General features: G+C 73.8%; 15 protein-coding genes and 1 pseudogene. 12 read left to right on the forward strand and 4 right to left on the reverse strand.

What is annotated here, in order from left to right:
* Positions 1 to 136 precede the first annotated feature (136 nt).
* The 9 genes from ACLF5H_RS22880 (at position 137) to ACLF5H_RS22920 (ending at position 12,488) form a co-directional block, all read left to right on the forward strand.
* Positions 137 to 2,461 (forward strand): lantibiotic dehydratase, encoded by a 2,325-nt coding sequence (locus tag ACLF5H_RS22880; RefSeq protein ID WP_421677889.1) that lies wholly within the window; start codon positions 137 to 139, stop codon positions 2,459 to 2,461.
* Positions 2,461 to 3,951, forward strand: coding sequence for an amino acid adenylation domain-containing protein (locus ACLF5H_RS22885; RefSeq protein ID WP_421677890.1), 1,491 nt, complete (start codon positions 2,461 to 2,463; stop codon positions 3,949 to 3,951). Before ACLF5H_RS22880 ends, ACLF5H_RS22885 begins: the two co-directional genes overlap by 1 nt.
* Entirely contained in the window at positions 3,948 to 4,955 is a 1,008-nt protein-coding gene (locus ACLF5H_RS22890; protein ID WP_421677891.1) for a threonine ammonia-lyase, read from the forward strand. Before ACLF5H_RS22885 ends, ACLF5H_RS22890 begins: the two co-directional genes overlap by 4 nt.
* A 50-nt stretch (positions 4,956 to 5,005) precedes the next feature.
* Positions 5,006 to 5,266 carry an acyl carrier protein gene (locus ACLF5H_RS22895; protein WP_421677892.1) on the forward strand — a complete coding sequence of 87 codons (261 nt, stop codon included), beginning with the start codon at positions 5,006 to 5,008 and terminating at the stop codon, positions 5,264 to 5,266.
* A 112-nt stretch (positions 5,267 to 5,378) separates the two neighbouring features.
* Positions 5,379 to 7,661: a lantibiotic dehydratase gene (locus ACLF5H_RS22900; protein ID WP_421677893.1), complete on the forward strand. Its 2,283-nt coding sequence runs from the start codon at positions 5,379 to 5,381 to the stop codon at positions 7,659 to 7,661.
* A gap of 168 nt (positions 7,662 to 7,829) precedes the next feature.
* Complete coding sequence (locus tag ACLF5H_RS22905; RefSeq protein ID WP_421677894.1) at positions 7,830 to 8,321, forward strand: hypothetical protein; 492 nt, start codon at positions 7,830 to 7,832, stop codon at positions 8,319 to 8,321.
* An 81-nt stretch (positions 8,322 to 8,402) separates the two neighbouring features.
* The gene (locus ACLF5H_RS22910; RefSeq protein ID WP_421677895.1) at positions 8,403 to 9,434 is read left to right on the forward strand and encodes a UbiA family prenyltransferase; all 1,032 of its coding nucleotides are present in this window, start codon (positions 8,403 to 8,405) and stop codon (positions 9,432 to 9,434) included.
* Positions 9,435 to 9,480: 46 nt separating this feature from the next.
* Positions 9,481 to 11,076: a class I adenylate-forming enzyme family protein gene (locus ACLF5H_RS22915; protein WP_421677896.1), complete on the forward strand. Its 1,596-nt coding sequence runs from the start codon at positions 9,481 to 9,483 to the stop codon at positions 11,074 to 11,076.
* Positions 11,077 to 11,153: 77 nt separating this feature from the next.
* Positions 11,154 to 12,488, forward strand: a complete 1,335-nt coding sequence (locus ACLF5H_RS22920) for a protoporphyrinogen/coproporphyrinogen oxidase (RefSeq protein WP_421677897.1) — start codon at positions 11,154 to 11,156, stop codon at positions 12,486 to 12,488.
* Between the two features lie 29 nt (positions 12,489 to 12,517).
* Here ACLF5H_RS22920 and ACLF5H_RS22925 read toward each other — a convergent pair.
* The 3 genes and pseudogenes from ACLF5H_RS22925 to ACLF5H_RS22935 all read right to left on the reverse strand — a co-directional run.
* Positions 12,518 to 13,021: pseudogene (locus ACLF5H_RS22925) on the reverse strand (glycoside hydrolase family 11 protein); the annotation flags it as partial.
* Between the two features lie 89 nt (positions 13,022 to 13,110).
* Positions 13,111 to 14,442, reverse strand: coding sequence for an SGNH/GDSL hydrolase family protein (locus tag ACLF5H_RS22930; RefSeq protein WP_421677898.1), 1,332 nt, complete (start codon positions 14,440 to 14,442; stop codon positions 13,111 to 13,113).
* Between the two features lie 17 nt (positions 14,443 to 14,459).
* Positions 14,460 to 17,684 (reverse strand): glycosyl hydrolase 115 family protein, encoded by a 3,225-nt coding sequence (locus ACLF5H_RS22935; protein ID WP_421677899.1) that lies wholly within the window; start codon positions 17,682 to 17,684, stop codon positions 14,460 to 14,462.
* A 380-nt stretch (positions 17,685 to 18,064) separates the two neighbouring features.
* On the opposite strand from ACLF5H_RS22935, the gene ACLF5H_RS22940 reads away from it, so the two are divergent.
* Positions 18,065 to 19,084 carry a LacI family DNA-binding transcriptional regulator gene (locus ACLF5H_RS22940; protein WP_421677900.1) on the forward strand — a complete coding sequence of 340 codons (1,020 nt, stop codon included), beginning with the start codon at positions 18,065 to 18,067 and terminating at the stop codon, positions 19,082 to 19,084.
* 47 nt (positions 19,085 to 19,131) lie between these two features.
* Here ACLF5H_RS22940 and ACLF5H_RS22945 read toward each other — a convergent pair whose 3' ends face one another.
* On the reverse strand, positions 19,132 to 19,620 hold the full coding sequence (locus ACLF5H_RS22945) for a PH domain-containing protein (protein ID WP_421677901.1): 489 nt from the start codon (positions 19,618 to 19,620) through the stop codon (positions 19,132 to 19,134).
* A 173-nt stretch (positions 19,621 to 19,793) separates the two neighbouring features.
* On the opposite strand from ACLF5H_RS22945, the gene ACLF5H_RS22950 reads away from it, so the two are divergent.
* On the forward strand, positions 19,794 to 20,411 hold the full coding sequence (locus ACLF5H_RS22950) for an RNA polymerase sigma factor (RefSeq protein WP_421677903.1): 618 nt from the start codon (positions 19,794 to 19,796) through the stop codon (positions 20,409 to 20,411).
* Positions 20,408 to 21,475, forward strand: a complete 1,068-nt coding sequence (locus ACLF5H_RS22955; RefSeq protein ID WP_421677902.1) for a CU044_5270 family protein — start codon at positions 20,408 to 20,410, stop codon at positions 21,473 to 21,475. The genes ACLF5H_RS22950 and ACLF5H_RS22955 overlap by 4 nt, the downstream gene beginning before the upstream one ends.
* The last annotated feature ends 65 nt before the right edge of the window (positions 21,476 to 21,540 follow it).

A 21,540-nucleotide genomic window follows, 5' to 3' on the forward strand; every position in this document is an offset into this window, starting at 1 on the left:
ACCCGTTGCTGCCGGAACTTCCCTGGTGACCCACCGCCCCGACGCGGGACCGTGCTGTTCGGTCGCGGGCCGCCCGGCACCCCGGAAACCCCGGGCCACGCGATTTCCCGCGCACCCCATTCGGAAGGAGCACGCGATGTCGGACGAGCACGCACCTGTCCTGCTGCCGGGCGGAGGCTGGCGGCTGTGGGAGCAGTTCGCGCTCCGCGGCCCCGGCTTCCCCGCCGACGGCGTGCTGCGCCTCGCCCCGCCCGGACTCGCCGAGGCCGCCGACAAGTTCGGACCCGGCAGCGAGCTGTCCGGACCGGAGTGGGGGGCCTTCGCTGAGGACCTCGCGGCGGCCGCCGTGGACACCGCACGCTACCTCCAGGAGATCGCCGCCCGGCCCCGCTTCCAGGCCGCGCTCGCCTGGCAGAACCCCGCCGTCCTGCGCACCGGCATCGCCCCGTTCCTGCGCTGGACCCCGACCGCCGAAAGCCGCAGCAGCATGCCGCGGCAGCGCGAGGAGCTGGTCGCGCACTACTGGCAGCGGTTCTGCGTGAAGAACGACACCATCGGCTTCTTCGGGCCCGTCGGCTGGGGTTACTGGGACCTGATCGCCCGGGGCGGCGTCGCCGTGACCCCTGGCGACGGATTCCTCGCCGCCCGTGAGGTGTACTTCTCCGGCTGGGCGATCGACGCCCTGGCGAAGGTCCTGGCCGCGGACAGCGCCCTGATGCGCTGGATCCCGCCGCGCCGGGTGTCGTTCGTGCGCTGCGCCGACGGCACCGTCCAGGTGCCCGGCCGCCCCGCCCGGCAGCTCGACGACCGCGAACGCGCCGTACTGGAACGCTGCGACGGCACCCGGCACATACCCGCCCTCGCCGCCGGACTCGGCCTGCCCGAGGACGAGGTCACCGAGGTCGTACGGGACCTGATCTCGCGCCGCTGGGTGCAGTGGAAACTGGAGGTGCCCGCCGCCACCCACCCCGACCGCGCGCTGCGCGACATCCTGGAGCGCGTCCCCGAACAGGCCGCACGGGACGCGGCGTTGGAGCGCCTCGCGGTACTGGAGCGCGGCCGGGACGCCGTCCGTGCCGCCGGTACCGACGCCACCGCGCTGACCGCCGCGATCACCGCGCTGGAGGCCGACTTCGCCACGCTCACCGACAGCGAGGCCCAGCGCGCCAAGGGCGAACGCACCGCGCCCTGCCGGGGGTTGGTGTACTCCGACACCCGGCGCGCCGCCACCGCCACCACCGGCGCCGCGCTGCTGGACCACCTCGAACCGCTCCAGCTGTGCCTGACCGCCGCCCGCTGGATGACGAACCGCTTCGCCGAGGCCGTCCGCGCCCGGCTGCGCACCGTGCACGAGCGGCTGAGCGCCGGGGGCGCCCCGGTCGACCTGGGCACCCTGTGGCTGCACACCCTGCCCTCCCCGCACCCCGACGCGGGCGACCTCATCGACGCGATCCAGGCCGAACTCCGCGAAAAGTGGGCCCGCGTCCTCGAACTGCCCGAGGGCGTGCGCCGGGTCCAGGTGACCACCGCCGAGCTGGCCGACCGGGTCCGCCGCGAGTTCGACGAGCCCGGCGACGGCTGGTCGCTGGCCCGGTACATCAGCCCCGACGTGCTGGTCACCGCCGCCGACGAGACCGCCCTCGCCCGCGGTGACGTGGACCTCGTCCTCGGCGAGATGCACTGCGCGCTGAACACCATGGGCGCCTCCCTGTTCGTCCACCAGCACCCCGACCGCGACGAGCTGCTCGCCGAGACCACCCGCGACTTCCCCGGCCCGCGCCTGCTGCCCATGCTGCCCAAGGAGCTGCCCCTGAAGTGGTCCACCCGCAGCCGGCCCTCCCTGGACCGGCCCGAGGACCACTACGTCGCCCTGGTCGACCAGACCGGCGACCCGCACCGCCCGCGCACCGTGCTCAGCGCCGACGTCCGGGTCGAGGACCGGGACGGCAGGCTCAGCGCGGTCCTGCCCGACGGCACCGCGTACGACGTGCTCGACGCCTACGCCAACACCCTCACCCAGCGCGTCATGGACCGCTTCACCCTGCGCCCCGAGGGCGAGCACACCCCGCGCATCACCCTCGGCCGGATGACCGTGGCCCGCGAGGCCTGGCAACTACCCGTCTCCGAAGTGGACTTCGCCGACGAGAAGGCGGAGGCCGTCCGCTTCGTGAAGGCCCGGCACTGGCAGCGCCGGCACGAGCTGCCCCGGTTCGTGTTCGTGGTCTCGCCGACCGAACCCCGGCCGTTCTACGTCGACTTCGACAGCCCCGTCTACCTCACCATCCTCGCCAAGGCGGCCCGCAGGCTCGCCCGCAAGGACCCCGGCGCCCGGCTCAAGGTCAGCGAGATGCTGCCCACCCCCGAGCAGGCCTGGCTCACCGACGACGAGGGCAGCCGCTACACCTCCGAACTCCGGTTCGTGGCCGTCGACATGACCGTCACCGACGCCGGGGAGCGGTGATGCGCACGGTCGCCGACGACATCGCCGCGCACGCCCTGCGCCACCCCGGCCGCACCGCCCTGAGCACCCCGGCGGGCGAGGTGTCGTACGCCCGGCTGGCCACCCGGATCGAGGAGATCGCCCGGCTGCTGCGCGCCCATGGCGCCCGGCCCGAGACCGTCTGCGCGGTGGCCGTCGAGCACGGCACCGACGCGGTCGCCGCCATGGCCGCCGTGCTGCGCTGCGGCGCCGCCTTCCTCACCCTGGACGTGAGCCAGCCCCGCGACCGGCTGGCGGCCTTCGTCCGCAGCGCCGGTGCCCGGCTGCTGCTCACCCGCACCGGCCTGGCCCCGGCCCTCGAACTCGACGTACCCACCGTCTTGTTGGACCAGGAGGAAGGCCCGGACGGCCCGCTCCCGGACGCGGGCGCCGATCCCCAGGCCCTCGCCTACGTCAGCCACACCTCCGGCAGCACCGGCGAACCCAGCGCCGTACTCGTCGAACACGCCGCGCTCGACGCCTATCTCCGGGACACCGCACGGGCGTTCGGCCTCGGCCCGGACACCGTGGCCCTCCAGACGGCACCGCTCGGCTACGACGCCTCCATCCGGGACACCTTCGTACCGCTGCTCGCCGGCGCCCGGCTGGTGATCGTGGACCGCGCCCGGCTGCTGCGCCCCGCGGAGTTCGTCGCCACCGTCCGCGAGCACGGGGTGACCGCGCTGCTCAGCGTCACCCCGTCCTTCCTCACCCACCTCGGCGGACAGACCGACCTCACCGAACCCCTCGCGGGCGTCGCACTCGTCGCCTCCAGCGGCGAGTCCCTGCGGCCCTTCCTCGCCGCGGGCGGCCGCGGTCTCGTACCCGGGCGGCTCGTCAACCAGTACGGCCCCACCGAGTGCACCATGACCACCACCCGGCACAGCGTGCCCGCCGCCCCCGACCACACCACCGACCTCGTCGGCGCCCCGCGCACGGGCACCGTCGTGCGCATCCTGGACGCGGCCCTCGCCCCGGTCCCCGACGGCACGGTGGGCGAGGTCTACATCGGCGGTGCCGGAGTGACCCGCGGCTACGGCGGCCAACCCGGCCGCACCGCCGCCGCGTTCGTCCCCGACCCCCTCGGCCCGCCCGGCTCCCGCCTCTACCGCACCGGCGACCTCGGGTGCTGGGGCCCCGGCGGACTGCACTACACCGGCCGCACCGACCGCCAGCTCAAGATCCGCGGCTACCGCGTCGACCCCGCCGAGATCGAGGGCGCCCTGCTCGCCCACCCGGGCGTCACCGGCGCCGTGGTCACCCCGCACACCGACGACCTGGGCCGCGTCCACCTGCTCGCCCATGTCACCGGCGCCCTCTCGGACACGACGGACGCCACCCTGCGCCGCCACCTCGCCCGCACCCTGCCCCCGCACCTGATGCCGCGCCGCTTCGTCCGCCTGGAGACGCTGCCGACGACACGCGCGGGCAAGGCCGACCGCCGGGTGCTGGCGGGCGGGAGGCCGGTATGAGTACGGCCGGGACGACGGGTACGGCGGGACGCGGGGCCGGTACGAGGATCCCCGGGGCGCTGGGCGGGGCCGATCTCCTGGCCGCCGCCTCCCGGATCGCGCCGTACGTCGTCCGCACCCCCCTGCTGCGCGGCCCGGTGACCGCGGCGCACGGCACGGGGCTGCTGCTGAAGGCCGAACACCTCCAGCTCGGCGGCTCGTTCAAGATGCGCGGGGCCGCCAACGCCGTTCTCGCGCTGGGCGCCGACCGGGTCGTCACCGGCTCCTCCGGCAACCACGGCATCGCCCTCGCCCGGATCGCCCGGACGCTCGGCATCCGGCTGACCGTCGTCCTCGCGGCGGGCGCCATGCCGTCGAAGGCCGCCGCCATCCGCGCGCTCGGCGCCGAGACCGTGCAGGTGGGCGGGGGAGTGGCGGAGCGGGAGGAACGGGCCCGCGCCCTCGCGGCCGAGCAGGGCGCCGCCCTCGTACCGTCCTCCGACCACCCCCTGGTCGTCGCCGGACAGGGCACCGTCGGCCTCGAACTCCTGGCCGCGGCACCCGACACGGAGACGGTCTACGTCCCCACCGGCGGCGGCGGACTCCTCGCGGGCCTGTGCCTGGCCGCCGCCGATCACCCGGTCCGCGTGGTCGGCGTCGAACCCGCCCTCACCCCCCGCTACGCCCGCTCCCTGGCCGCGGGACACCCGGTCCGCCTCCCGCCCTGCGCCACCGTCGCGGACGGACTGCGCGGCCAGAGCCCCGGCGCCGTGCCCTACCCGATCATCCGGGACCGCGTCGACGAACTGATCGCCGTCGGCGATGCGGAGATCCTCGCCGCCACCGCCCTGCTGCACCGCCTCGGCGTCGACGCCGAACCCAGCGGAGCCGTCGCCCTGGCGGGTGCCCTGCGCGCCGGGCGCCGCGAACGCGCCGCGGCCATCGTCTCGGGCGGCAACACCCCCGCCCGGCTGCACACCCCGCACCACAGCCCCACCGGTACCAGTACCGACGTCCGCATCTGATCCGCATCTGATCCGCATCTGATCCGCCCGGAAACGAAGGAGCCCACGCCATGACCCCGAACGCCGCCACCGCCGCCCCCGCCGTCACCGTCGACCTGCTGGTCGACATCTTCCGGGACGTGCTGCGCCTGCCCGACCTCACCGCCGAGACCGACTTCTACGAGGCCGGCGGCGACTCGCTCACCGCCTTCCAGATCACCGGCCGCCTCCAGGAGATCCTCGGCGCCGACGTCCCGGTCTCCCTGGTCTTCGCCTACCCGACACCGCTGGAGCTGGCCGAGGTCGTCGAGGCCGACTACGGCACCGCCTGACCCGCCCTCCGCGCCGCCTCCCCGTCCCCCGCTCCCCGTCCCCGCATCCCCCGCCGCGTCCCGTCCCCGTCGTCGCTCCCGTCCGTCCACGCTCGCCAAGGAGAGCCGTGCCATGACCGAAGATCTCGTGCCGTCCCTCGGCCGTTGGCGGCTGTGGGAGCAGTTCGCCCTGCGCGGGGCGGGCTTCCCCGCCGACGGCGTGCTGCGCCTCGCCCCGCCCGGACTGGCCGAGGCGGCCGACAAGTTCGGCGCGGGCGAACCACTCGACGGCCCCGAGTGGACGGGCTTCGCCCGCCTCTTCACGGACGCCGCCGTGGAGACCGCGCACACCTTGCAGGACATCGCCCGCTCACCGGCCTTCCGGGAGGCGGTGGCCTGGCAGAACCGGCCGGTGCTCGCCTCCGGGATCGCCCCCTTCCTGCGCTGGACCCCGACGGCGGACAGCCGCAGCAGCATGCCGCGGCAGCGCGAGGAGCTGGTCGCGCACTACTGGCAGCGGTTCTGCGTGAAGAACGACACCATCGGCTTCTTCGGACCCGTGGGCTGGGGCCGCTGGGACTCCGGCACCCCGACGGTCGGCGTGGACCCCGGCACCGGACTCATCGCCACATCCTCGGTCTACTGGGCGAGTTGGGGGATCGACGCGCTCGCCAGGATGCTGGAAGCCGACCCCGCCCTGCACGAGTGGATCGCCCCCCGCCGCGTGCCCTTCCTCGTGCTGGACGGCGACCGGGTCCGCGTCCCCGGCCGGCGCCCGACGACCGTGCCCGCAGAGACGGCGGCCGTGCTCGCCCGCTGCGACGGCGTCCGCCCGGCCCGGACCATCGCCGCCGAACTCCCGGACACCGACGTCCCCGCCGTGCTGGCCGACCTGGTCGCCCGCCGCTGGGTGGTCCGGCGCCTGGAGATCCCCGCCGACACCCACCCCGACCGCGCCCTGCGCGGCTGGCTGGAGACCGTCGGCGCGCCCGAACCCCGACGGCGCGGCCTCGCGGCACTGGACCGCCTCGAACGCGGCCGCGCCGCCGTGGCGGCGGCCACCGACGTGGACACGCTCGTCCAGGCCCTGACCGCCCTCGAAGCGGACTTCACCGAACTCACCGACACGGCCGCGGTGCGGGAGAAGTCCGCGTCGACCGCGCCCTGCCGCTCGCTGGTCTACTCCGACACCCGCCGCTCCGCGACCGCTCGCCTCGGCCCCGGGATGCTCCAAGCGCTGCGCCCGCTGCGGCTGTTGATGGACAGCGCGGCCTGGCTCACCTCCGAACTCGCCGCCGCCGTCCGGCAGGAGATCCGCGTCGTCCACGACCGCCTGGCCGCCGAGGGCCCGGTCGACCTCGCCTCCTTCTGGTTCGCGTGCCTCCCGGTGCTGCACGGCGCCGCCCGCGCCAAGTCGGCCGAGCTGCAACGGGAGTTCGCCGCCCGCTGGGGGCGGATCCTGGCGGTGCCGGAAGGCGCCCGGCAGATGACGGTGTCGACGGCCGGCATCGAGACGGCGGTACGGGAGCGGTTCGCGTCCGGCGGCGACGGCTGGACGACGGCCCGCTATCTGAGCCCGGACGTCCTGATCGCGGCCGAGGGCACGGAGGCGATCGAGCGCGGCGACTTCACCCTGGTCCTGGGCGAACTCCACATGGCCTCCAACACCTTGGGCGCCTCCCTGTTCACCCATCAGCACCCGGACATCGCCGAACTCCTCGCCCTGACCGACCGCGACCACCCCACCCCCCGCCTGATGCCCCTGATCCCCAAGGAGCACCGCGCCCGCCTGTCGGCCCGGGTCCGCCACACCCTCGTACGGCCCCAGGACCGTCAAGTGGCCCTCGCCGACTTCACCGCGGACCCCGCCCGGACGATCCGCAGCGGTGACGCGACCGTGGAGAACCGGGACGGGGATCTCCTCGTCCGCCTCCCGGACGGCGCCGTCTTCCCCGCGCTGGACGTCTTCTCCCACGTCCTGACCACCCTGTCGATGGACCTCTTCCAGCTCCTGCCCGAGGCCGACCACACCCCTCGCGTCACCCTGGACCGGCTGGTGGTGGCCCGCGAGACCTGGCGCCTGCCGGCCGCGGACGCCTCGTTCGCCGACGAGAAGGACGAGGCCCGCCGCTTCGTGGCCGCCCGCCGCTGGCGCGCCCGACTCGGCCTGCCCCGCTACGTCTTCGTCGTCTCCCCGACCGAATCCCGGCCCTTCTACGTCGACTTCGACAGCCCCGTCTACCTCACCATCCTCGCCAAGGCCCTCCGCCGCCTCGCCCGCAAGGACCCCTCCGCCACCGTCACCCTCACCGAGATGCTCCCGACCCCCGAACAGAGCTGGCTCACCGACGACCAGGACCGCCGTTACACCTCCGAACTCCGCTTCGTGGCCTACGACACCACGACGCCGAGCTGACGGGGGCAGGCCGGCGAATCGCACGCCCCGCGCGTACGCCCCCGTGGTGAAGGCACCGCACACCTCACCTCCGACACTCCGTCACGGTTGGTGATCAAGGAACTCCGAATTGTGATCAACTGTGCCCTGGTCGTCGGGCAACGGGCCCGAGATGTCCGAGGAGAGTTCATGCACAGAGTTGCTATGGGCAGGCGTGTCGCCTCCGTCGTCGCCACCGCGTCCCTCGTCGGCGCGCTCGGCGTCGCCGGTGCGGCACCGGCCCTGGCGGCGGCGCCCGCGCCGCTGAGCTTCACCATCGACTACACGAGGAACACCTCCATCCCGCAGTCGCCGACCCTGGGCGCCGGCTTCGCGGGCAACGGCCCGGTGCTCGACGCCTACGGCCGGGTGATCGGCAGGACCTACGACACCTGCGCCATCGACGGTGTCGAGGGCCCGACGAAGATGGACGCCGACTGCGGCGCGTACATCATCTTCAACGACGGTGACGAGCTCAACCTGAGCACCCAGGCCGTGATCGACGGCAACCCGATGGACTACCCCTACCGGTTCAAGGCCGTGGTCGAGGGCGGCACCGGGGAGTACAACGGCGCCCAGGGCGAGGCCACCGTCACCGCCGAGCGCCCCGGTGTCTACAAGGTCGACGTCAAGTTCTCCTGACGTTCGCAGCCGATGTGTGAGGAGCCGCCGGAGTGGTCCTGCGGCTCCTCCCTCACCCACCAAGTGATGTCAGGAGCCGCGGTGAAGCCCTCCGCCCCCACGTCGGCCGTCGCGGTCGCCGAGCCCGGCGTGGGACACGCCCCCACGGGCCCGCCGCCCACCCTCGCGCTCCACCCCGCCCGGCCCGCGCGCCCCCGCCCGACCGCCTATCTCCGGCTGGCCAAGCTCGGGATGGTCGACTACTACCTGAGCCTGATCGTCGTCGTGTCGCTGCCGCCGGTGAGCGGCGCCGGCGTCCTCGGCGCCTCGTCGGCGGCGACCCTCGCGGCCTTCCTGCTCGGCGAGTTGTGCCTGGTGGGCGCGGCCGTCGCGTACGACGACATCACCGGGTACCGGGACGGCAGCGACGCCGCGAACTACGGCACGGACGCGGCCGTACGCAGGCTCGCCCGCAAACCTCTGCTCGCCGGTGCCCTGACCGAGGCGGAGGCCCTGCGCTTCGCCCGCGCCGCGCTCGCCGCCGGACTCCTGTGCTGGACGGCGGCCCTGGCGCTCGCACCCCACCGGCCGTGGTGGGCCGTGCTCGGCGTCGCGGCCGCGGGCCTTCTCGTCCCCCAGTACTCCTGGGGCCTGCGGCTCGGCTACCACGGGCTCCAGGAAGTGTTCCTCGCCGCCGTCGGCTGGGCCTTCGTGCTGCCGCTGTACGGCCTGCTCACCGGCCGGGCCACCGCCCTCGCGGCCGTGGAGGCCTTCCTGTTCGGCCTCGGGCCCCTCCTCTTCGGCGTGTACTCGAACACGAACGACATCGCCGGGGACCGTGCCGTGGGCCGCCCCACCGCCGCCTGCCTCCTGTCCCGCCGCGGCAACGCCGTCTTCATCGGCGCGCTGTCCGCCCTGGAGACCGCGGTGATCGTCGCGGCGGCCGTCCTCGGCCTCGCGCCCCGGTGGTTCCCGGCGGCCCTGCTCCCTGTGACGGCCGCCCGCGTCGCGCAGTTCACGGTCGGCATGGTGCGCGGCGACATCCTGCGCGGCCGGCTGATCGGCATCCGGGCGCACCGGGTCCTGGTCGTCGCCCTGGTCGCGGCCAACGCGCTGTGCGCCGCGACGGCTTGACCCGCCCGATCCGCCCTCGCGCGCACAGGAGAGACGAGCACTTGAGATGAGGACCCTCGAACCCGGCCTGTTCTTCGACGCGTTGGCCGACCGCGGCACCCGCACCCGGGTCCATCTGAGCCGCCCGCCGGACATCCCGGACGAGGGCCGCACGGCATACGGCGTCGAGGGCCTCGCCCAGCTGGTGACCCGGGCCGCGGGCGGGCTCGCCGCGCTCGGCGTCACGCGGGGCGACCGGGTCGCCGTGATCAAGCCCAACCACTGGGACTACGTCCTGCTCGCCTGCGCCGCCGCCCGCATCGGCGCCGTGCCCGCGCTGCTCTCCGCGAGCCTCCCGCCCGAGACCCTGAGCCTCTTGCTCGAACGCCTCGACGCCAGGGCCCTGGTCACCACCTCGGACACCCTCGCGACCGCGCGTGCTTCGGGCACCGACCTGACCGCCCGCGTCCGCCGCACCCTCACCCTCGACGCCCCGGCACCCGGCGCCGTACCCCTCGCGGACGTGCGCGGCCACCGGCCGCCCCCCTACCAACGCCCGCCCGCCCACGCGTCGTTGGCCATCATGCACACCTCGGGCACCACCGGCGTCCCCAAGCTGGTCGTCCACACCACCGCCTCGCTGGTCCACCGCATCGCCGCCGCCGAGGCCCGCCGCTGGCCGCTGGTGAGCAGCCGCCCCGACGACACCGTGGCCCAGGCGACGTCGTACGCCCATGGGCGCGGACTCACCTGGACGCTCAGCGTGTTCGCCCTCGCCCCGCGCGAGGTGGTGCTCCTCGACAGCTTCGAGACGGGGCACGCCGAACCCGTCCTGCGCGCCCACCGCCCCACCGTCCTGGAGGCCACCCCCGCCGCCTATGTGCGCTGGCAGCCGCTCGCGGCGGCGCCGGACAACCCGTTTCGCCGGGTACGCCTGTTCCTCAACACGTTCGACGCGATCCACCCGCCCACGGTGCGCGCCTACCTCGCCGCCACGCGCCGTCGGCTGCCGCTGTGGGTGCAGGTCTGGGGGCAGTCCGAGACCGGGCCGCTCACCTTCCGCTGCCTCACCCGCCGTTCGGTGCGCACGGTGGGGGAGCGGCACCCGGCCACCCGCGACCTGGGCCGTCCCGTGCCCGGCACAACACGGCTGCGGGTGGTGGATCCGGCCACCCTGCGGCCGGTGGCACCCGGCAGGACCGGCCTGGTGACGGTCCGTACCAAGGCGCTGTGCGCGGGATACGCCGGGGAGCGGGAGCGGCTGTCGGCCAAGTCCGCGGGCGGCTGGTTCGCCACCGGGGACCTCGGCGCCGTCACCCGGTCGGGGCGGCTGCGGCTGCTCGACCGGGAGGTGGACGCGGTCCCGGGCGGCGCCTGCGTCGAGATCGAGGACGTGCTGCACGACCGGCTCCCGGACGTCGTCGAGGCGGTGGTGCTCGCCCGGCCGGACGGGCTCCCGCTGCCCGTCCTGGCGACCCGCGACGGAACCCTCCACCGCGACACGTGGCGCCGGGCCGTCGCCGACCTGCCCCCGCTCGGCGAGCCCGCGCTGCTGCCCCTCGACCGGCTCCCGCTCACCGCGACGGGAAAGGTACGGCGGCAGGAACTGCGGGACCGGCTGCTCGACGGGGCACCGGCACCCGGCACCGGACGCTGGACCTGACCCGCGCCGCCGCACCGCGCCGCCGCACCGCGCCGCCGCACCGCGTCGTCGTACCCCTACACGAGGAAGAACCCCTGATGGCCGACACAGACGTCGATGTCGCCGTGGTCGGAGCCGGGATCTCGGGCCTGGCCACCGCCTTCCATCTGACCCGCACCGGCAGATCGGTGCGCGTGTTCGAGGCGGGCCCCCGGGTCGGCGGCCGGATGGCCGCGCGCCGCCACCAGGGGTACGTCCTGGACGAGGGCGCCGAGCAGATCGCCACCCGAGGCTACGACGCCACCTGGCGGCTGATCCGCGCGGTCGGCCTGCCCGCCGACGCCGTCGTGCCGGTGGGCGGCCGCATGGCGATCTGGCGCGACGGCCGGGCCCGCCCCGACTTCGGCCATCCGGCGGGGCTGCTGACCGGCGCGGGCATGACCTGGCGCGGCCGATTGTCCTGGCTGCGCTTCACCGCGACACTCCTGCGTCACCGCTCGCGCTTCGACCCCGAGCACCCGGAGTCGACACCGTTCGGCGAGCTGACCGTCGAGGAGTACGCCCGCCGCCACCATCGCGACCTGTACGAGCGGCTGTTGCAGCCGATGTCCGGCACCTTCTTCGGCTGGCGGCCCGAGCGCTCGGCGATCGGGCCGATGGCCGTGCTGCTGCTCGCCGTCGGCGGCGCCGGAGAGCGCTGGGTGGCGTACCGGGACGGCATGGACACCCTGGCCAGGGCGCTCGCGGACCGGCTGGACGTCGTCACCGGCAGCGCCGCCGTCGCCGTCAAACCGGGCCCGCGCTCGGCCCGCCTCGACCTCGCCGACGGCACCACGGTGACCGCCGGACAAGTCGTCCTCGCCGTACCCGCGCCCCTCGCCCTCGCGCTGCACGCCGATGTCCCGGACGACGAGCGCCCCTATCTGACGGCGAGCACCTACCGCCCGATGCTCAAGGTGTCCTGCCTCCTCGACCGCCCCCTGCCGAGCCCCACCAGGCGGCGGCCCTGCTACGGCCTCCAAGTGCCCGCGGTGGAGGACCGGGTGTTCGCCGGAGCCATCCTCGACCACATCAAGGCACCCGGCCGGGTACCGCCCGGACGCGGTCTGATCAGCCTGTTCGCCTCCCCGTACGCGTCGACGCGGCTGCTGGCGGGCACCGACGACGAGATCGTGTCCGAGGTCGGCGCGCACGCCGAGCGGTATCTGCCGGGCCTGACCGAGGTGACCCGTACGGCCTTCGTGGCGCGCTGGCCGCACGGCCTGCCGGAGACGGCACCGGCCGCGCTGCGCCTGCGCCGGGCCTTCCTCCAACGCCCCCTGCGCCGCGTCGAGTTCGCCGGGGACTGGCTGGCCCTGCGCCCCAGCAGCGAGGCCGCCGTCCACTCGGCCACGCTCGCCGTGCGCCGGATCCTCGCCGCCGGGACCGGCTGACGCGAAGGAGGGCCGGGGCGCCCCGGCCCTCCCCTGATGGACGGCTGGTTGACCTGCCGCGTCTCGTAGATGTCGTACGTGCCGCCGTCGCTGGTGACGCTGCCCTTGTACGTGCCCGTGGGCCGGTAGGTGCCCCAGCTCTCCAGGATGTAGTACTCGACGAGCGGATCGGTGGTCCAGCCGTAGAGCGACAGGTAGCCGTTGCCCGACGGGCTGAAGCCGCCGGAGTAGTTCACGTTGCGGCGGCTTCCGGTGCTCCAGCCCTTGCCGCAGGTGAAGTTGCCGCAGTTGGTCCACGAGGTGCTGTAGTTGCCGCCGGAGCCCAGGGTCATGGTGACCGAACCGCCGCCGTTGGTCCAGAACGAGTACCAGTAACCGTTGTTGCTGCCCGTCTGGTTGGTGGTGATGGTGGTGGCGGCCTGGGCGGTGCCCGGCAGCAGCAGCCCGGAGGCGGCCAGCGCCAGGGCACCGGCCCCGGCACCGGCGAGGAGATTTCTGCGGCTCATCGGGTGGGCGGGGGGCTTGTCCTCCATGTGCATGCTTCCTCCTCGGGAAGGCTCGTGGAGAACCCGGGGCCGCGTGCTGCCACCCCGGGGGGCACGGTTCGGTCCGGCGGTCTCGGTCAGCGCGGACCGAAGTCCGGCGCGGGCTGCTTTTGGAACAGCCGGGCCGGTACCGCGTCGGCCAGCACCCGGTAGCCGGCCGGGTTCAGATGCAGATGGTCGCCGACGTCCAACTTCCCCTGAAGCTTGCGGGGTTGGCGCGGATCGCGGACGGCGCGGTCGAAGTCGAGGACGGCGTCGAAGCGGCCGCCGGTGCGGATCCACCGGTTGACCGTCTGCCGGGCCGCCTCGCGGCAGCCGTTCGGGTCGTCGTAGTCGGTGTTGCCGCCGATGGGCGTCAGCGTCGCCCCGTACACCGGGATCCCCTGCGCGTGCGCCCGCACGATGATCTGGTCGTAGGCCGCGATCAGATCCGCCGCGGTCTTTCGCTGCGCGGCCTCGGTGGGGTCGGCGGTGCCGATGTCGTTGATCCCCTCGAAGAGGATCAGCCACTTGACGCCGCTCTGCGCCAGGACATCGCGGTCGAGGCGGGCCAGCACATTGGGCCCGAGGCCGTCGTTCAGTACCCGGTTGCCCCCGGCCGCCTGGTTGAGGACCGCGACACCGGACGTGCCGGGGTGCGACCGCAGCCGGGTGAGCAGCTGGTCCGGCCACCGGTCGTTCCCGTCGGTCGTGGAGCCCCGGCCGTCCGTCAGCGAGTCGCCCACCACGACGGCCGCCGCGGTGCCGCTCTTCGAGAAGACCTCGACTCCGCTGAGGAAATACCAGTGTTGGGCGGTGGCCGCCCCGCTGAGGTCCGCGTCGTCCAGGTGGTTCCCGCGCACCATGTACGACGTGGTGCGCGAGCCCGGATGCGAGGTGATGTCGTCCGACGCCTGGCCGTCGGCCAGATAGAGCGTCACGGTGAGGTTGGATCCCGGCCGCAGCCGGAAGTCCAGCGGGTCGGAGACGGCCTGTGCGCCGACCGGGACCACGGTGGAGGCACGGCCGTCGAAGGTCACCCTCCGGGCGCTGCCCGCCCGGACGGCGCCGGACCCGGCGCGGCCGTCGGCCGGGAGCGCCACCGAGACGGCCGTGACGGGCAGCACCGCCCCGCCGAACGCGTTGGAGAAGCGCAGCCGCAGACGCGTCCCCCCGACCGAGACGTGCACGGTCTGGCGCACCGTGCTGTCGGCGAAGACCTTGTCCGGTTCGGTGAACGGCGCCGGAGGCATGTTGCCCGGCTCGGTCAGCTGCGGCATCGAGGTCCAGGTGTTCACCCAGTGCCCGGCGGCCACCCGGGCGGTGGCCGTCGCGGGGTCCCCGCCGGCCGCGGGGGAGGTGGCGAAGCCGGTGGCCGTGAGGGCGGCCGCGGCGGCCAGGCTCACCACGAGTGCGGAGGTTCGGCCCATGACGTGTCGTCCCTTCTTCAGCGCAGCCGGAGGCTCTCGGGCGGACCGAGGTAACTGGGCTTGAGACCACCGGTGTCCACGACGAGGTTCTGGAGCACCACCGTGGGGTCGACCATCCAGAACTTCAGCACATGCACCCCCGCCTCGGTGATGCGGTGGGTGGTCGTGGTGACGTTGACGTTGTCGGAGGTGTTGCGCTGCCACTGGGTGTTCATCGTGCCGTCGTCGGAGCCGGTGACCTCGGTGATGTTCACCGACTGCGGCCGGTCGCCGTCGAAGGAGACGGCGTAGGCGAGACCGCCGTTCGCCAGCACGTCGTTGCGCGGCGACAGGTACGCCGACACCCTGACCGGGCCGGTCGTGAAGAGCGTGACGGTGTACTCCAGGCGGGGGCCGTCGCCGCCCGGGGTCCGCCGGGGCGCGGTGACCGGGAAGGGCTCCATGCCCGCACCGGTCCTGCCGATACCCGGGAGGCGGCGCCAGGAGACGCCGCCCCCGCCATGGGCGTCGGTGCAGTGGTCGGCCTCGATGGAGATGTAGCCGCGCGCCTCGACGAATCCACTGACCTTGTGCGCGGGCCGCGGATTGTCCACCGGGGCCTGGACCGTGACCCGTTGGCCGTCCGGACCGCTGACGGTGACGGCCACCGTGGTCCTGCCCTGGGGCGCGCGGGACCAGTCCGCGCGCACGGTGACGCGCCGCTGCCCGTCGACGCGCCCCCTCGTCGCGTCGACGGACAGCCACGGCACCCCGGTACGGATCTGGTAGTCGAAGGGCGCCGTACCGCGGTTGAAGATCTCGATGTACGGCGCAGGTCCGCTCGCGTACGGGCTCAGTGCGGGCAGCACGCAGTCGGCGGCGGAGCCGGGCCACACCTGGTCGCTGCCGTCCACGGCGACCCCCATCCGGGCCGTCGCCCGCGGGGTGATCCGCTGGACGGCCGGGAAGACGACATCGGGGATGGCCGCGTTGTCGATCTGCGGCTGCTGCCAGGGCGCGTCCGGGCCGTACCGGGCGACGTCGCCGTAGTCGATGTGCGGCTGGGTCTGGAAGCCCTGCCATTTCCCTTGTGCCACACCGTTGTTGAAGTGATCGGCGAGCGCCTTGTCCTCGGCGAAGTACGACTCCGTGTCCGAGGCCAGCGCGTTGGCGACGGCCCGGCCCTGACCGGCGTACAGCAGATTGGTGAACTGGGCCTGGCGCAGGGCGTAGAGGTTCGCCGTCGCCTTGACCGGATACAGGACCAGCTCGTAGAAGCCGTCCCGTTTCGCCGCCGGGAGGGCGTGGTTCGCGCGCTCGGCCGCTGCGGACAGCTCCGTCCACTCCCGTGTGACGCGTTCCATCTCCCGGTAGTCGGTGATGCTGAACGGCGTCGCACGGTCGTCGTAGACGACGGCGGAGGAGTCGGTGGCCAGGTCCTTGTCCGGGTCCACGGTGATCTTCCGGTTGAGCAACTCGGGCTTGCGCCGGGCCTGTAGGCGCCCGTACGTGTCCAGCACCTCGGCGATCCCGGCCGCGTGCGCGGGCCCGAAGTTCTGCCGCGCGTACTGCTCCAGCCACCCGGGGACGTCCTCGGCGGTCCAGCGCGCGGGGTTCCAGGCGTAGTCGAGGAAGAACTGCGTGGACAGCTCATTGCCCTTCACATCACCGGAGTTGACGATCCACAGCCGCCGGATGCCATAGGTGTACGCCTGGCCGAGCTGGTCGAGGACATTGGCCAGGTTGGCGGTGTCGACCCACTTGTAGTTGCGGCCCGCGCCGACGTAGTCGAAGTGGTAGTAGAGGCCGTAACCGCCGCTGTGCGCGGGCAGGGAGGGGCTCGGGACCAGGCGCAGATTGCCCCAGTTGTCGTCGGTGAAGACCACCGTCACGTCGTCGGGCGCCCGCAGGCCCTGCTCCCAGTAGCGCTGCACCTCCTTGTAGAACGTCCACACCTGCGGGGTCTCGGCCTCCGGCCTGCCGGTGACGTCCGCGATGATCCGGCGCTGGGTGGCCACGATGCTCCGCATCAGATCGATGCCGTCGCCGTCGGGCAGCGCGGTGTCGCCGTTGCCGCGCATGCCGAGGGTCACCACCCCCTCGAAGCCCTCGCTCACCTTGCGGCGGATGCCCTCCGCCCAATACGCCTTCAGCGCTTCGGAGTTGTGCCGAAAACTCCACTCGCCGGTACCGCCGTAGGGGTCGCTGCCCGGCGTGACCACATTGCCCTGCCCGTCGCGCACCGCGGGCACGGCGTGCCGGTTCCACTCCTCGATGCCGCGCATCATGGGCGCCTCGTGGGAGGTGCCCATCACCACGCCGTACGCCGTCGCGGTCGCGTGGTTCTCCGGATCGTCCTCGGCGAAGGCGCGCCCCCACACCGCGGGCCAGAGGTAGTTGGCCTTCAGCCGCAGCATCAGCTCGAACACCTTGGCGTAGAAGGCGTGGTTGAAGCCGTCGGGGTGGCCGGGGGCGAGACCGGGTCCGAAGTGGGCCGGCGCCCAGGTGCCCAGCGACGGGTTCTCGTCGTTGATGAAGAAGCCGCGGTACTTCACGGCGGGCGTGCCCTGGGTGTGCCGTCCGGGCCGGACGTGCAGCAGATCCTGGTGGCCCGGCGCGGCATCCGCCCACCAGTACCAGGGCGAGACGCCGATGCCCCGGCTGACGTCGTAGACGCCGTAGATGGTGCCGCGCTGGTCGCTGCCCGCGATCACGAAGGCGCGGTCGACCCCGGGCAGCGGCTGCTCCACCACCTGCTCCAGGGAGGTCTCCCACTTCCCGGCGATCCCGCTGACGTCCAGCTTCCCGGCGGCCACCAGACGGTCGATCAGCGGGCTCTTCCCGAGGGTGCCGATGAGGACGATCTCGCGAAGGCCGCCCGTGCCGTGGGACAGCGCGGGTCCGACCCCGGTGACCCGCTCCAGGTCGTCCCGCAGATCGCCGGCCGCGCGGACCACCCCCGCATGGTCGTCGGCATCGACCACCAGGGCGGTGGCCCTGCCGTTCTCCACCAGCGGGAAGGTGCCGGGCCCGCGCGTGGTGGTGATGTACGACCCCGGGTCGGTCGGCCGCGCCGCCCCCATGGTCCCGGCGGCCCGGGCGGGGCCCGCCGCGCCCAGCACGGAGGCCGCGGGCGTCGCGAGGGCGGTGAGCCCGGCCCCGAGGGCCAGCGCGGTCCGTCGGCTCATACCGTCCGGGAGGCCGTCGTCGGCCGCGGGGGTGTCGGGTCGTGTGCTGGCGGGCCTGCGCCGCGCAGAGTCCATGCCGCTCTCCATGGGACGGGGGAGCCCCTTCGTCGTCGAGGTGGGCGTACTGCCGCTGCCGAACCGGCCGCCGAGCGCCGTGCGTCGCGCGGATCGACGGCCCGGGAGGGCGGCCGTCGCCGACCGGTCACGGGGGGCGGAAGGCCGCGGGGGACGGTCCTTGGGATGGGGTGGGGCATCGAAAGAGGCCGATACTGTTTCCGGAAAGTTTCCGGAAGTTGTCGCGAAACGTTAGGGTCGCACCGACGGCCCGTCAACCCCCGCGGCGTCAACTGGCCCACGCCGTGCGGGCCTTGGCCGCACGGTGTCCCGGGCGGCGGCGCGCGGCCCCCCGGGCGGGCGATTGCCTATGCTGAGGGACCGCAGGCAAGGAGGCACGGATGGCAGCACAGGACGCGGGCCGCGTCACCATCGCGGACATCGCCCGGGAGGCGGGCGTGTCCCTGCCGACGGTCTCCCGGGTGCTCAACGGACGCGCCGACGTGTCCCCCTCGACCCGCCGCCGGGTCGAGGACCTGCTGGCCCACCACGGCTACCGGCGGCGCGCCGCCCAGCCCGCCGGCCGGGCGGAACTGATCGACCTGGTCTTCAACGACCTCGACAGCCCCTGGGCCGTGGAGATCCTGCGCGGCGTGGAGGACGTGGCACACGCCGCGGGCCTTGGCACCGTCGTCTCCGCGGTGCACCATCGCAGCACCTCGGCCCAGCAGTGGCTGGTCAATCTGCGGGCGCGGGCCTCCGACGGCGTCATCCTGGTCACCTCGGACCTCGCCCCCGAACTGCACGCCGAGCTACGGCGCCTGGGCGTGCCCACCGTCATCATCGACCCGGCCGGGGTGCCCACCTTCGGCATACCGACGATCGGCGCCATGAACTGGGCGGGCGGCCGCAACGCCGTCGAGCATCTGCTCTCCCTCGGGCACCGCCGCATCGGCGTCATCACCGGGCCGTCCACGCTGCTGTGCAGCCGGGCCCGGCTCGACGGGTACCGGGCCGCGCTGGAGTCCGCCGGGGTGGAGATCGACGACCGGCTCATCCGCCGGGGCGACTTCTCCCACGAGTCCGGCTTCGCCGCGGGCACGGAACTGATCGCCCTCCCCGACCCGCCGACCGCGATCTTCGCCTCCAGTGACCAGATGGCCCTCGGCGTCTACGAGGCGGCCCGCCGGCACGACCTGCGCATCCCGGACGACCTCAGCGTCGTCGGCTTCGACGACCTGCCCCAGGTCCAGTGGTCTCCGCCGCCCCTGACCACGGTCCGCCAGCCCCTGGACGAGATGGGCCAGGTCGCCGTCCGCACCCTGCTCCGCCTGATCCAGGGCGAGACCCTGGAGAGCCCGCACATCGAACTGGCGACACAACTGGTGGTGCGGAGCAGCACGGGAGCGGTACGGGGCTGACCCCGGGCCGCCGCCCGGCCGCCCGGCCCCGCTCGCCGTCCGCCGGTTCAGGGAGTGAAGAGCACCATCTCGGTACGGCCGGTCGCCTGCTGCCAGTAGCCCAGCAAGGTGCGGACCTGACTCTGGAACTCGGCCTTCGGCAGACCCGACTTGGCCTCGACGAGTCCGGGCAGCGGCATCGGGCGCGCGTCCGCCAGCTGGATCCGGGCGATCATCCAGGTCGACCCGTAACGGCCCACCCGACGGCGGACCTCGATACGCGTGATCCGCTCCCAGGGGACGGTCCTGCGGCCGAACCAGGTGGCCAGGACCACGCCCGAAGGGGTCAGCAGCGTCGCACCGGAGCCGTACCTCAGCAGGGTCAGCACACCGAGGGCGAGGGCGGCCGCGAGGAGGACCAGCGCGGGCCGGCCGGGTCCGTCCGACCTGCTCACGACGAACAGCGCGACCGCCCCGAACAGCCCCGTGAGGCCGAGCGCGCGCAGCCGGATGTCGCGCTGCTCGCGCGGGCCGAATCCGAGTCTTATCTCTTCCATCCGAGGATGGTAAGGGGCGGCACCCGCACCCAGATCCGCTCCCGGCGAAGACGCCCGCGCCCGGGGCCGTACGCTCGGCAGGTCGCCCGGAGCGGCACACCGCCGTGACGCACGACACAGGAACGCTCCGCGTCGTGCGGAGAGAAGTGAGTGTGAACAAGTCAGAGAACGACATCCGCCGCCGCGTACGCGAGGGGGATCGCGAGGCGTTCGCCCAGCTGTACGAGGAGTTCGCCCGGCCCGTGTACAACCACGGGCTGCGGCTGACCGGCGACTGGTCGACGGCCGAAGAGGTCATGTCAGAGACGTTTCTGACCGCGTGGCGCTCGCGTGCGCGGGTCCAGGAGGACGGCGGCTCGCTGCTGCCCTGGCTGCTGGGCATCGCCACCCACAAGGCGGACAACGCGCGCCGGAGCACCTGGCGGCGGCAGCTGTTCCTGGCCCGCCAGCCGCCACCGCCGGACGTCGAGGACTTCGCCGCCCGTGCGGCGGGGCGCATCGACGACGCGCGCCGGCTCCGGGCCGTGCACGCGTCCCTGGGCCGGCTGCGGCGGCAGGAGCGCGAGGTCCTCGCCCTGTGCGTCTGGTCCGGGCTGGACTACCGGCAGACGGCCGAGGCGCTGGGCATCGCGGTCGGCACCGTACGCTCCCGGCTCTCGCGCGCCCGCAAGAAGCTCGCCCGCCTCGCGGACGAGAGCGCAGGACCGAATCGGGAACCGCGGGTCCGCCGCGGAGAGGTAACCGGTGTGGCCGCGATCGCGGCCCTGCCCGTGCGGGAGGAACTCACATGAACGACCGTCACCCTTCCCCTGAGCGGCGCGACGACCGCGACGAGATCGCCCGTCTGCTGCCGGCCCCGGCGAACTGGGACCTCCCGCGCGAGCAGCACCTTCGTCACAAGGATCTCCTCATGCGCCGCATCGACCGCGACCAGGCCGCATCCGCCACCCCCGAACCCGCCGCCACCCCCGAACCCGCCGCCACCCCCGAACCCGCCGCCGCGCCGGTCCGGCGCGCCCGGCCGCTGCTGCGGCCCGCGGGGACCACCGGCGCCGTCCTGAGCGGCAGCGGCGGCCGGAGCGACGACGCGGCCCGGCACGCCGCCGCGGACACGCGGCCCGCCGCCGCCCTGCTGCACCGCATCTCGAACGCCGCCGCGAACCACGGCACGCTCACCGTGCGCGACGACCAGTTCCTCTACACCCGGGAGAAGGTCCGCGAGGCCGATATAACCAGCGGCAAGGCCGTCGTCAGCAGGCTCAAGGACTACGAGTCGTGGGTGTCCCAGAAGCCCGGCCCGCTGCACACCCTCGGCCTGATCCGCGCCGACGGCGAGACCCTGCCCATCAACGCCGAACTCGGGGACACCCAGGGCACCCCGGCCGGTCTGAGCCGGCCCACGTACAACTGGCTCGCCGCCCTGCCCACCGACCCGGACAAGCTGCTTGCCTACCTGTACGCCAAGACGCCCGCGGCCGAAGGACGGGAACGCGACCAGGCCGTGTTCGAGCAGATCGGCGGCCTGCTCGGCGGACTGACGCCGCCCCGCACCGCCGCCGCCCTGTACCAGGCCGCCGCGAAGATCCCCGGCGTCGACCGGTCGTCGACGGCACGGGACGCGATCGGCCGGCAGGGCCTCGGCATCGTCCGCGACGACAAGCGCTACGGCGTGCGCACCGAGTGGGTCTTCGACACCAAGGACTACACGTTCCTCGGCTCCCGCAGCTACCTGACGAAGGACGCGCCGTACGGCAAGGCAGGCACCCTGCTGTCCAGCACGGCCGAACTGGCCCACGCCGTGGTCGACAAGGCGGGCGCGCGGCCCGCGGCCGGGGACCGTACCGGAACCGCCTGACGATCCGGCCGTGGATTTTAAGTGAAAAAACCCGCGGAGGAAAGGACACGGGGAACAGAAAAACA

It is taken from the genome of Streptomyces sp. LaBMicrA B280, from assembly GCF_049222185.1.
In the GTDB taxonomy this organism is placed as follows: domain Bacteria; phylum Actinomycetota; class Actinomycetes; order Streptomycetales; family Streptomycetaceae; genus Streptomyces; species Streptomyces murinus.